Genomic DNA, 12599 nt, shown 5'->3' on the forward strand with positions numbered 1-12599 from the left:
TACAATATTTCTGTAGATTGAATTTTATTTACCTTGATGAAAAATAAACAATTAACCATCGGTTTATTAATAACTGTTATCATTACAGCTATTTTAGGTTTTACAGGTCCGGGCGATGATCTTTTACATAAACTGGTTGATCAGCTTTATAAGTGGCGGGCCAATCATCCGCAGGAAAAAGTTTACCTGCAGTTTGATAAACCCAACTACGCCATAGGGGATGATATTTGGTTTAAAGCCTATGTTACTATTGGTAGCAAGCACCAGCTATCGGCTCTTAGCGAAATATTGAATGTTGACCTGATAGACGAAAATGATTCCATAAAACGCAGCATTAAACTTCCGTTAACAAGCGGGTTGGCCAGCGGTGATTTTGCCCTTGCCGATTCGATGAAAGAAGGCACTTACCACATTCGTGCCTATACCAATTGGATGCGTAATGAAAGCGAGGCTTATTTTTTTGATAAAACCTTCACTGTTGTTAATAGTATTAATAATACCGTTTTCACTAAAACCGCATTTACCTACAGCATTCAAAACGGGAAGCAAAAAGTAAACGCGCTAATTAACTATACAGATATAAATGGCGAACCCTATAAAGCTAAAGAGGTAAGTTACCATGTTGAGCTAAACGGGAAAACTATTTTTAAGGGCAAGGGTATTACCGATGATAAAGGGAATCTGGAGTCTGATTTTATCAATACAACCGGCGATATAGCCGCAACCGGGCACATTGTAACCACTGTAAAGCTTGCTGATAAAAAAACAGTTGAAAAAGTAGTGGCGATAAAAGCGGTATCCAATAAAGTTGACGTTCAGTTTTTTCCGGAAAGCGGCAGCCTGGTTAATGGCATAAATTCAAAGGTTGCTTTTAAGGCTGTGGGCGCCGATGGCTTAGGCGCTAATATTAAAGGAACTGTTGTTGACGATCAAAACCAGCAGGTTGCCACATTTAGCAGTACACATTTGGGGATGGGCGTTTTGAAGCTGATTCCGTTTAGCGGTAAAACCTATAAAGCCCACGTTACCTATGCCGATGGTTCTGAAGGGGTATTTGATTTGCCCAAGGCAATAGATAATGGGTATGTTTTGAGTATTGATAATTCTTACGATGATGACATCGCTGTGAAAATATTGCCGGGCAAGGATCTGCTGGCCACTGATACACCTACAGGCGGTTTGATGCTGGTTGCCCAAAGTGGCGGCGAAATTTATTATGCAGGCAATAGCGCCGATGGTGGTAAATCATTTACTACTGTGGTGCCCAAAAGTAAATTCCCATCGGGCATTGTGCAGTTTACCCTGTTTAATGATAAAGGAGTGCCATTAAATGAGCGTTTGGTGTTTGTAAGGAACAGCGATGAACTTAAACTTTCCATATCATCAGATAAGCAATCCTATGCTCCCCGCCAAAAGGTAAACATCAGCCTTAATGCCAAAAACAATCAAAGTAAACCCGTAAGCGCCAGCTTTTCGGCAGCTGTTATTGATCTGTCGAAGGTTTCTGTAGATGAAACGGCCGAAGAAAGTATTTTCTCGAACATATTGCTCACGTCTGATCTGAAAGGTTACATTGAAAAACCAGGTTATTATTTTCATAATATAAATGCAACAACGCAGGCTGATCTGGATGTGCTGCTATTAACCCAGGGCTATCGCCGCTTTGAATGGAAAAAGTTATTGGATGATAGTTTTGACCCTATAGTTTTTCAGCCCGAAAAAACATTGCAGATATCGGGGCATTTAAAGAGCCTTTGGGGCAAGCCTGTAGCAGGAGGTAAAATAACATTGTTTACCACATCGGGCGGAGTTTTTGTAATTGATACCGTATCTGATGCCAAAGGTAATTTTGTTTTTAAAGATCTTGTTTTCAGGGACAGCATCCGGTTTGTTGTACAGGCCCGTACGGCAAAGGATCGTAAAAGTATTGATATCGAACTGGATAAGGTTATCCCGCAGGCTTCCGGGAAAAATAAAAACGCGGCCGACATCCAGGTAAATATAAGCGACGGACTTTCTGCATACCTTAAAAACAGTAAAAACAAGTATAGCGAGGATATTAAATACGGTATTGGCAACCATACTATTCTGTTAAAAGAGGTTGTTGTACGGGATGTGAAAGATAAGAAAGAACTGGTTAAAAACTCCAATAATTTAAATGGCCCCGGTAATGCCGACCAGGTACTTACCTATAAAGATTTCGAAAATTTTGGCGCTAATTTTGTCAGCACCTTGCAAATGAAAATATTTGGCGTGATCTTTAAAAACGGGGTACCGTATTCAACCCGCAGCCAGAGTACACCAATGACCATAATGGTTGACGGTATACCGGTAGAGAGCGATTATTTAAGTACTTTAAATACAAATGATGTAGGGAGCGTTGAGGTCTTACGCACAATTGGTAATACAGCTATATACGGTTTCAGGGGAAATGGCGGGGTGTTGGTAATTACAACAAGGCGGGGCGGAGATGGCAGTGGATATAATAAATATGCGCCGGGCGTGGTTACTTATGCGCCAAAAGGGTATTATAAAGCAAGGGAATTTTATTCGCCGCAATATGATGATCCCAAAACAAATACGCAGATGCAGGACCTGCGATCAACCATTTATTGGAAATCAGATATCTTAACAGATAAAGATGGCAATGCTACAGTATCGTTCTTTAATGCTGATGCCAAAGGCACCTACAGGGTTTTAATTGAAGGAATAGATATTGATGGTAATTTGGGCCACCAGGTGTATACCTATAAAGTTGAGTAGTACGGCCGGGTGATATTTTATTAACGGCATCTGTTATCCCAATTCTTGCTTTTTATTTTCAGTTGATATGAAATTTATTTTTACTTGTATTTTAACAGGTCTTTTATTTGTTGCTTTTAAAGGTTTTGCCCAAACGGATAGTGCTTTTTTAGCCCACACTATAAATTCGCTTGATAGGTATTCGTTGGCGAACCCGGTAGAGAAGGTTTACCTGCATCTTGATAAACAAGCCTATATGCCTGGCGATACCATCTGGTTTAAGGCATATACGGTTGCGGGCGAGAATCATGGTTTATCAGCCATTAGTAATATAGTACATGTTGAATTACTTACCGATAAAGATTCTGTAATAAACAGGATAGCTATACCCCTAAGTACAGGTATAGGTTGGGGCGATTTTGCGCTGCCTGTTTTAACCAGGCCCGGCAGTTATCAAATACGTGCCTATACCAATTGGATGCGCAATTTTGCTGCTGATTATTTCTTTGATCAATCAATTATTGTAAGCGACACACAACTATCAATTATCAAAAGGAAACAAAAGGCGGGCGGTGATCCGGATGTTCAGTTTTTTCCCGAGGGAGGTGCTATTATAAACGGCTTGCGCTCAAAAGTGGCTGTAAAGGCTATCAGCACAAAGGGCATAGCTGAAGATATCGACGGCTCCATAATTGATAATGACGGTAATGAGGTAGCGGTATTCAGCACGCAACATTTGGGGATGGGAGTATTTGCGATAATACCACAAGCAGGTAAAAATTACAAAGCCAAAATAACCCGTAAGGATGGCAAACAGTTTACCGTAAGTTTGCCAAAAGCGCAGGATGATGGGTTTGCTATTGCCGTTAATAATAGTCAACCGGATAGTATAAGTATCAGGGTGGCATCGTCGGCAAAATTATTTGACACGAAAAAAGGCGCAAGGTACTACCTGCTGGCCCAGGCAGGTGCTAAGGTTTATTATACTGCCGATTTTAAACTATTATCGCAAAGCTTTACTACCCGGATAGATAAGCACCGGTTCCCCACGGGTATAGTGCAGTTTACCTTATTTGCAGAAAACGGTGAACCGCTTAATGAACGTATTGCCTTTATTCAGCATAACGACCAGTTGAAGCTTGGCATAAGTACCGCAAAGGAAGTTTATGCCACCCGGCAAAAGGTGAACATCGCGATTAAAGTGGCCGACAAGGATAGTAAACCGGTTGTAGGTAGTTTTTCTGCCGCGGTTATTAATGAAGATTTAGCGGGTACTAAAGGAATCTCCGAAAATTCCATATTGAGTAATCTACTGCTTACCTCGGATATTAAAGGCTACATTGAAAATCCTGATTATTATTTCACCAACATAAGTGATAAAACAAGGGCCGATCTTGACCTGCTGATGCTTACCCAGGGCTTTCACCGCTTTGAATGGAAACAGGTAATGAACGGAAAAAAACCGGAACTTTTATTTGACCCCGAAACAGCATTAACAGTAACCGGCTATTTAAAAACCAACGGTGGCAAACCTGTGTCTAAAGGAAAAGTTTTAATGTATAAAACAAAAGGCGGTTGGTTTAAAAAAGATACGTTAACCAACGAAAAAGGAAGGTTTGTATTTAAAGATCTTGTTACTGATCCCGATAGCACACTTAAATATGTTATACAAGGCAGAACTGGCTTTGATAAAAAAAATCTGGTAACCAGCATTGACACCATGGCGCCTTTTAAAACGCAGCCCGGTAATCATACAAATGTATATGATAGGGACACCCTGTCTGTTTATCAAAAATCATTGAACCAGCAACTTAAGTTGAGTTTGGATAAACGCCTTATCTCATTAAAGGAAGTTACTATAAAAGCAGAAAAAGAACCATCAAGATGGGGAGCGATTGATCCTGATCAGATTTTGAGAGGGTTTCCTAAAGATGCAAGCGGCGAAACCCTTAGCTTTTATCTTACAACACGTTTGCGTGGAATTACTTTTCAAAACGGATTGCCTTATACATCAAGGGACCCGAAAACAGTAATGAATATATTACTTGATGGTTCTATTATACCTCCTGAGCTTTTTGGAACCATACTTGCATCAGATGTTGAATCTATTGAAGTTTTAAGAACAACTGGTAAGGTTGATTTACTTACTGGTGTGGGCAATGTTATTGTAATTACCAGTAAACGGGGGCAGGGCCTTTATACCCGGCAAGAAACGCCTGATGTAATCACTTATCCATCCAACGGTCTGTACAAGGCACGGGAGTTTTATTCGCCAAAGTATGAGGGGCCTAAAACCGTTATGCAAACCAATGATCTGCGAACCACCATTTATTGGAAACCTGATATTATAACTGATAAAGATGGCAACACAAGCTTATCATTCTTTAATGCGGACACTAAAGGAACTTATCGCATAACCGTTGAAGGTATTGATACGGATGGGAATATTGGCCACCAGGTTTTAACTTATAAAGTGGAATAGTGTTAATAGCCATTCACTATATAATACGCCCGATAGGCCGTTTTTTAACGGATTATCGGGCGTGTTGCTTTTAATTAATTTTTACTCAGATAAAACTTCTCCCAAAAATCAGTCGATTTGGATAGCTCATTGTGGGCTCCCTCCGCGCCACCGCTACCCATACCGCCGCCGCGGCCACCTCTGCCACCACGGCCGCCGCCGCCCATTCCACCACCACCGCCTCTTCCGCCACGGCCACCGCCACCAAATCCACCGCCTGAGTGGTCGCCACCCTCTGCACCTTCGCCGGCCTTAGGCTTTTGGATGCCGTTGATCTTGAAGTTGAAAGCCCATTCGGTTTTAGCCAAATCTCCCGAATGGAAAAAATGCAGGGGGATTGCCAATTCATAAACCAGGTTACCTTCGGCATCGTAGTCAATCGCTGCTTTAATACCATAAGTGTTTGAGGTCGTGATCATATCACCTTCAATATCGCTGAAGCCAACTACTTTAATGTCACGTAGTTTGGTTACGCGCTCACGCATCAGGTCGTCACGGTCTTGCTGGGTAATTTCTGTATTGTCGTCTGGCTTTTTGCCAAAATCGGGCTTGGTGCCTGGTTCTGCCAGCGGGAACGTTAGTGAATAAGTTTCTTTCTTCTTCCCTTTGGTATCAATACTTAAGGTAATGCCAGCATTAAGGGTGCGCATCTGGTCCATTTTATCGGTAATGCGAATGGCTGCGTAAAGTGTAGTTTTATCATTGGCCAAAGCATAGTTTAGTTTTTTTTCTTCGTTAAAATACCGCAGACTATCGCCCCAGTCTTTCAAATCGCCATCAATTTTTATGGCGTTAGGCGGAGGTTGCAATGTATTTTGGCTGGTTTTGGCGGCTTGGGCGTTCACTATAGTTGCTGTAAATAATTGAGCGGCCAGGGGAATAATAATGCAAGTGGCAATTTTTTTCATGAGTTTATGGTGTTCGGGGTTTAGTATCTATACTGTTACAGCAAGCTTTTTAAGGTAATTGAACACGATTTTAGCTTTTTTATTATTGTTTTTGAGTAATTTTGTAGTTACGTATGCCAACTGAAACACAGGAAGAAACATTTACCCTCGAAGAATTACTGGCAGGACTTAAAGAAGTTCGCCGCCTTATATTGTGGAACGATGATTTTAACACGTTTGATCACGTAATCCATTGCATGATGAAGTATCTTGACTACTCCGAACCTCAAGCTGAAAAAATAGCCTGGAAAGTGCATAATGAAGGTAAATGCGCTGTATTAGAAGGTTCGTTTACCGAGATGGAGATATACCGGAAGATATTGCAACAAGAAGGATTGACTGTAAGTGTTGAGTAGTTTTGCAGTTGGGGCTTTACCAATAGTACATTGTTCCTTTGTATGATTAAACGAATAATAATATTCCCCCTTACAATTTTACTATTAATGTGCTGCGGTGCTTACCGTGCCGATGCTCAAAGTAAAAACCTGAAATTGATATTTATAAGGCATGCAGAGAAACCTGCAGATGGGGATAACCTTTCATGTATGGGTTTAAACAGGGCCTTAAAATTACCCGAAGTTTTAAAAGCAAAATTTGGTCCGGTAAGCCATATTTATATTCCGTCTACGCATCCCGGTAAGTCAACCTCACGCGGGCGGATGTTTCAAACCGTTTCGCCTTTTGCCATTAAGTACAATTTAGCCATCAACAGCAGTTTTGAAGAGGAAGATGTAAATAATTTGGTTGCTGAACTGCAAGGTAAAAAGGGAACTATCCTTATAGTATGGGAGCATAGCTATATTAAGCCTGCTATAAAAGCATTAGGCATCAGTGTTAAAGGCCAGCAGTGGCCCAATGATGATTTTGATAGCATATGGATTGTAACTTATAAAAAAGGCCAGCCTATTTTAACAATTGATAAAGAGGGAATAAAACCAGAAGCCAATTGTGGTTTTTAAAGTTGGGGAGATAATAAAATAGAAGCTGCTAATCTGAAGCCGTCTAAGACTCGAGGGGGGCAGACGATTTGTAATTTAGATAAAACAAGAAAGGTGCCCATTTGAGCACCTTTCCTATTTTATAATAATGTTTGATTAACCTACCAGGTAATTCCAGCCATGAGTATCAGCTTCTCTGCCATATTTTACAGCATCAAGGGTTGATAATACTTTTTGGGAGAATTCACGTGTTTTTGGATCGCTTAAAAAATACTCTTCGCCATCAACACTTATTGACCCTACCGAAGCTATGGTTGCGGCAGTACCTGCACCAAAGGCATCGGTAAGTTTGCCATTTTTGGCACCTTCAATAATTTCGGCAACAGAAACTTTGCGTTCCTCAACAGTTATACCCCACTCTTTGGCTAAGGTAATAACGGTATTGCGGGTTACGCCATCCAGTATGGTATCTTTAGTTTCGGCAGTTATTAGTTTGCCATCCAGCATGAACATCGCATTTGCTGCGCCCATTTCTTCCACATATTTATGTTCTTTGGCATCGGTCCATATCAACTGATCAAAACCTTCTTCGGCTGCTTTACGGGCGGGTAACATCGAACTGCCGTAGTTACCGGCTGCTTTTGCGTAACCCATACCACCTTCGGCAGCGCGGGTGTAATATGTTTCAATTTTTACACGGAGTGTTTTTGAAAAGTATGGTCCTACCGGGCCAGCAAGTACCATGTATTTATAGGTTGCCGATGGTGTTACACCCAGGAACGGGTCGGTAGCAAACATAAAAGGGCGGATGTATAAAGCGTGGTTGGCTTTTGATGGCACCCATTCGCGGTCGATATCAACCACAGCTGCCATACTTTGTAAAAATATTTCTTCGGGCAGGGCAGGCATACAAAGCCTTTCTGCCGATTTGTTAAAACGGATGGCGTTTTTGTCGGGGCGGAAAATCGTTACTTTTCCATCAGCATGTTTGTAAGCTTTTAAACCTTCAAAAAAAGCCTGGCCGTAATGTAAGGCAGAAATTGCCGGGCTCAATCCAATCTCGCCGTAGGGAATGACCTGTAGGTTTTTCCATTCACCATCAGCATAGTCTGCCATAAACATATGGTCAGAAAATGTTTTTCCGAAAGGTAAGTTGTCAAAATCCGTTTCTGCTAAACGGGAATGAGTGGTCTTGGTGATCTTGATATCCAGCGTCTCTGTCATGGCCTTAATGTATTATGTATTAGAAAATGGAAAGTTAGGAAATTTTTTATTCAGTTGAGATAAGGAATTGACTGTAAGGGGTAAAATACGCAGATGAAGTGTTGATGATATAGTTAAATTGACACAAAATCGAAAAAAATCAATTTCTGAATTATTGTATGTTTGTAATAAGAAATAAGTAAAACGTAAATGATAAATAAAATTTCGATAAGTAATTTTAAATCAATCTACAAACAGGATATAGAGTTAGGCCGTGTTAATATCTTTATTGGCGAGAACGGCTCCGGTAAATCCAATATTTTAGAGGCTGTTGCAATGGCATCGGCTTCAAATGGTAATGAATTAACCACTGAAGGACTAATAAACCGGGGAGTAAGGGTTACCAAGCCTTCACTTACATTCAATTCATTTTTAGGATTAACTAACAGGAGGGAAATAACGATTGATCTTTACGATGGAAACATTATTCTTGATTCTACCTTTGGATGTGATGCACCTGATGACATTTATGCTAAATGGAAAAAAGTAAATTACTTAAATGAAAATGACCTCCATTTGTTGTTAATGGGGATAATTACGCAAAACGGAGATAAGAACATTAAAAGTTTAAGTAGTCCTGACGATAATTTCCAACTGACACCCGAGTTATTGGACGCTTTTAAACAAACCGAAAAACGCCTTGATAACTCCCATTTCCTAATATACAATGTCAACACTAATGCACTCAGAGGTATAAGCAATGATAGTAAAAAACAGCCCTTAGGAATAAATGGAGAAGGCTTGGACGTACTACTTTCAAGTTTCGACGAGTATCAAATTAACGAACTAAAAGAATTGAATTTTATTTCCTGGCTTAAAGATATTCACGTAGACTTGGGAGATACCTTAAAATATAAAGGGTATAAGTTGGGCCGTAGCACATCTGATTTGTATTTTACTGACAAGTACATGCAAAAGAAAAATAACATGTTTGCGGCCGAGAATGCAAATGAGGGCGCTTTACATGTGTTATTCTATTTAGCACTTTTTATTAGTGAAAGAACCCCATCTTTTTTCGCAATAGATAACGTCGAAACAGCCTTAAATCCTTTACTGTGCAGGCAAGTAGTAAAAAGCATAGTAGAGCTTTCTAAAAAAAACAATAAACAGGTTTTAATTACCACACATAACCCAGCTGTAATTGACGGCTTGAATTTAAACGACGACGAACAGCGTCTCTTCGTAGTAAAAAGAACTGATGAAGGGCATACAAAAGTTGAGCGTATCAAACTGAAACCTAATGCTAATAATGAAAAGCTAAAACTTTCTGAACTTTGGATGCGCGGTTATTTAGGTGCTTTACCTTCAAATATTTTTTAAATGATTGTGGGTATCTATGCTGAAGGCAGGGCTGATTTGGCGGTCATTACAAATATTTTAAAAGGAGCACTAAATATCGATAGATCTGATTTACGATATGAACTTCCCGAATATAATGAAGACGAAACAGATTTGCACACTATGCGTGTGGAGCAACACAGCAGCTGGACTGTTGTAAAAAAAATTTGCGAAGACAGAGTATTGATTAACACTTTCTTTGAAAATCCTGTTATTCAGGATTCATTCATTGTAATACAGATCGATACTGCCGAAAGGCATTTAGCTGATTATAATGTAACAGAGCCGGTTAAAAATAAGGAAACAGATGCTAAAGAATATTGTAGCGAGCTTAGAGTTAATGTGATTGCCAAAATAAGCGAATGGCTTGAAAATGCCCGTCAGGAAAAAATTGCTTATGCAGTAGCCGTTGAAGAAATTGATGCCTGGGTGTTAACTATATACGACAACTCAAAAAACGATACTTCAGCTTACCCAGATCCTAAAGCAAAGCTTCAGTTTGAATTAAATAAGCAGTTGTCGGATAAAGAGAAAAAGACAATATTGAAAGCTGATTCTTTTAATAAATATGGCTTTTTAAGTGCTTCTTTCAGAAAAAGGAAAAAACTCGCAGTTTGTATGGCTAAAAACGAAAGTTTAAAATTGTTTTGTGAATCTTTAGAAGCCTTTAAATTAGAGGAAGAATAAAAGCCAGATTTACTTGGTAAACCTGGCTTTCAAAAAAGCCTCCCTTTTAGAGGGCCCTTACACCGTCAACTTCTTATACTTGATCCGCTTAGGCGCTACGTCACCTAAACGTTTCTTTTTGTTTTCTTCGTAATCAGAATAGTTTCCTTCAAAGAAGTAAACCTGTGAGTTACCTTCAAATGCCAGGATGTGGGTACAGATGCGGTCAAGGAACCAGCGGTCGTGGCTGATGACTACGGCGCAGCCGCCAAAGTTTTCCAGGGCTTCTTCCAAAGCACGTAAAGTATTTACGTCGATATCATTGGTTGGCTCATCCAGTAGCAACACATTCGATCCTTTTTTAAGGGTAATGGATAGGTGAACACGGTTACGCTCACCGCCCGATAGTACACCCACTTTTTTCTGCTGATCGGCGCCGTTAAAGTTGAACTTGGATACGTACGCCCTTGAGTTAAGGGGCTTGTTGCCTACCATAATAGTTTCCAGTCCGCCGGTTACGTTTTCCCAAACAGATTTGTTAGGGTCAAGGTCATCATGCATCTGGTCAACATAGCCTAAAGCAACGGTTTCGCCTACGCGGAAAGTACCTGCATCCGGCTGGTCCTGCCCGGTAATTAAACGGAACAGTGTGGTTTTGCCCGCACCGTTGGGGCCGATAATTCCGACGATACCGGCAGGGGGTAAAGAGAAGCTTAAGTTATCGAACAATAATTTATCGCCGTAAGATTTACTTACGCCGTTGGCTTCAATGACGATATTACCCAAACGCGGTCCCGGCGGGATAAACAATTCAAGTTTGTCTTCGCGCTCCTTGGTTTCCTCGGATGCCAATTTCTCGTAATTGCCTAAACGGGCTTTTGATTTAGCGTGGCGGCCTTTTGGTCCCATGCGCACCCATTCCAGCTCGCGCTCCAGCGTTTTCTGACGTTTGCTTTCGCTCTTATCTTCCTGGGCCAGGCGTTTGGCTTTTTGATCTAACCATGAGGAATAATTTCCCTTCCATGGGATACCTTCTCCACGATCAAGTTCCAGGATCCACCCGGCAACGTTATCCAGGAAATACCTATCGTGTGTTACGGCTATAACGGTGCCTTTATATTGTTGTAAATGTTGTTCCAGCCAATCAATAGATTCGGCATCAAGGTGGTTAGTAGGCTCATCCAATAGCAAAACATCAGGCTCCTTTAATAATAAGCGACATAATGCCACCCGGCGACGTTCACCTCCCGATAGTACCGAAATTTTGGTATCAGGCTCGGGGCAGCGCAGTGCATCCATGGCGCGTTCCAGCTTGGTATCCAGTTCCCAGGCGTTTACAGCATCTATCTGGTCCTGTAGTTCGCCCTGGCGGTTCATCAGCTTGTCCATTTTGTCAGCATCGCCGTAATATTCTTCAAGGCCAAATTTCTCGTTGATCTCTTCGTATTCCTTCAATAATGCTGTGGTTTCGGCAACGCCTTCTTCCACAATTTCGCGCACGGTTTTGTTGGGATCAAGCTCTGGCTCCTGGCTCAGGTAGCCAACGGTATAACCCGGCGAAAAAACAACCTCGCCTATATTGGTTTTATCAATGCCTGCTATAATTTTTAATAAAGATGATTTACCCGATCCGTTTAAGCCGATAACGCCAATTTTGGCACCATAAAAAAACGATAGATAAATGTTTTTTAAAACTGTTTTTTGCGGGGGATAAACTTTGCTAACCCCTGCCATTGAAAAAATGATCTTTTCGTCTGCCATTATAATTGATTAAAAAAAGAATTCAAATATGAGTCAAAATTGATGGATTACCTAAAAAAAGCAGTGTCAGAAAAAAAAATTACTACCTTTTATAAATACTCGCTAATCAATACATACTTGTAAGTATTTAATTTCGTTTAACATAGCAAAGTGGCAACTGTTTTGATGCGTTTTACGTACATATAAGTAAACATTGAATAAACATTAGGTTAATGCCTTAATGACATATGGTATGACGAAATGCCTGTTTTGTTATGGTGATTATAATTTATTAACACGATGTTTAAACTATTTTGAATTTTTTGTATCAAAATGGTAAGTTTCATTCGTATATTGTAAAAGAATTCATTGATCGTTGAATTTTTTGTCAAAAATTGCTGATTGAACCCAAACTTTAATAGCTTGCGTATCATATGAATGTCT

General features: G+C 40.4%; 9 protein-coding genes. 6 read left to right on the plus strand and 3 right to left on the minus strand.

Translation table 11 applies throughout. From position 1 onward, the window contains the following. Nucleotides 1-36: 36 nt before the first annotated feature. Both AC1DYB_RS15385 and AC1DYB_RS15390 read left to right on the plus strand, forming a co-directional pair. A complete protein-coding gene (locus AC1DYB_RS15385; RefSeq protein ID WP_477436207.1) occupies nt 37-2763 on the plus strand; it encodes a TonB-dependent receptor plug domain-containing protein in 2727 nt (908 codons plus the stop codon). A gap of 67 nt (nt 2764-2830) precedes the next feature. Further along, a complete protein-coding gene (locus AC1DYB_RS15390; RefSeq protein WP_477436209.1) occupies nt 2831-5224 on the plus strand; it encodes a hypothetical protein in 2394 nt (797 codons plus the stop codon). Nucleotides 5225-5298: 74 nt separating this feature from the next. Here AC1DYB_RS15390 and AC1DYB_RS15395 read toward each other — a convergent pair whose 3' ends face one another. Continuing rightward, entirely contained in the window at nt 5299-6171 is an 873-nt protein-coding gene (locus tag AC1DYB_RS15395; RefSeq protein ID WP_477436211.1) for a hypothetical protein, read from the minus strand. Nucleotides 6172-6284: 113 nt separating this feature from the next. Between AC1DYB_RS15395 and AC1DYB_RS15400 the strand changes: the two genes are divergently transcribed. After that, a complete protein-coding gene (locus AC1DYB_RS15400; protein WP_295714888.1) occupies nt 6285-6566 on the plus strand; it encodes an ATP-dependent Clp protease adaptor ClpS in 282 nt (93 codons plus the stop codon). A 42-nt stretch (nt 6567-6608) separates the two neighbouring features. Beyond that, nucleotides 6609-7169 (plus strand): histidine phosphatase family protein, encoded by a 561-nt coding sequence (locus AC1DYB_RS15405; protein WP_477436213.1) that lies wholly within the window; start codon nt 6609-6611, stop codon nt 7167-7169. 135 nt (nt 7170-7304) lie between these two features. On the opposite strand, the gene AC1DYB_RS15410 is transcribed toward AC1DYB_RS15405, so the two are convergent. After that, nucleotides 7305-8372 carry a branched-chain amino acid aminotransferase gene (locus AC1DYB_RS15410; RefSeq protein WP_295714895.1) on the minus strand — a complete coding sequence of 356 codons (1068 nt, stop codon included), beginning with the start codon at nt 8370-8372 and terminating at the stop codon, nt 7305-7307. 189 nt (nt 8373-8561) lie between these two features. Between AC1DYB_RS15410 and AC1DYB_RS15415 the strand changes: the two genes are divergently transcribed. Beyond that, entirely contained in the window at nt 8562-9731 is a 1170-nt protein-coding gene (locus AC1DYB_RS15415; RefSeq protein ID WP_477436215.1) for an AAA family ATPase, read from the plus strand. Beyond that, nucleotides 9732-10436: a hypothetical protein gene (locus AC1DYB_RS15420; protein ID WP_477436217.1), complete on the plus strand. Its 705-nt coding sequence runs from the start codon at nt 9732-9734 to the stop codon at nt 10434-10436. It abuts the gene before it with no gap. Nucleotides 10437-10493: 57 nt separating this feature from the next. On the opposite strand, the gene ettA is transcribed toward AC1DYB_RS15420, so the two are convergent. Further along, nucleotides 10494-12176, minus strand: a complete 1683-nt coding sequence (gene ettA / locus AC1DYB_RS15425; RefSeq protein WP_477391960.1) for an energy-dependent translational throttle protein EttA — start codon at nt 12174-12176, stop codon at nt 10494-10496. Nucleotides 12177-12599 lie beyond the last annotated feature (423 nt).

The organism is Mucilaginibacter sp. P2_A4, assembly GCF_056405015.1.

What these genes read in the sequence shown, in the direction of transcription:
- AC1DYB_RS15385 (WP_477436207.1), top strand. Translation starts at nt 37, where the DNA reads ATGAAAAATAAACAATTAACCATCGGTTTATTAATAACTGTTATCATT.
- AC1DYB_RS15390 (WP_477436209.1), top strand. Translation starts at nt 2,831, where the DNA reads ATGAAATTTATTTTTACTTGTATTTTAACAGGTCTTTTATTTGTTGCT.
- AC1DYB_RS15395 (WP_477436211.1), bottom strand. Translation starts at nt 6,171, where the DNA reads ATGAAAAAAATTGCCACTTGCATTATTATTCCCCTGGCCGCTCAATTA.
- AC1DYB_RS15400 (WP_295714888.1), top strand. Translation starts at nt 6,285, where the DNA reads ATGCCAACTGAAACACAGGAAGAAACATTTACCCTCGAAGAATTACTG.
- AC1DYB_RS15405 (WP_477436213.1), top strand. Translation starts at nt 6,609, where the DNA reads ATGATTAAACGAATAATAATATTCCCCCTTACAATTTTACTATTAATG.
- AC1DYB_RS15410 (WP_295714895.1), bottom strand. Translation starts at nt 8,372, where the DNA reads ATGACAGAGACGCTGGATATCAAGATCACCAAGACCACTCATTCCCGT.
- AC1DYB_RS15415 (WP_477436215.1), top strand. Translation starts at nt 8,562, where the DNA reads ATGATAAATAAAATTTCGATAAGTAATTTTAAATCAATCTACAAACAG.
- AC1DYB_RS15420 (WP_477436217.1), top strand. Translation starts at nt 9,732, where the DNA reads ATGATTGTGGGTATCTATGCTGAAGGCAGGGCTGATTTGGCGGTCATT.
- ettA (WP_477391960.1), bottom strand. Translation starts at nt 12,176, where the DNA reads ATGGCAGACGAAAAGATCATTTTTTCAATGGCAGGGGTTAGCAAAGTT.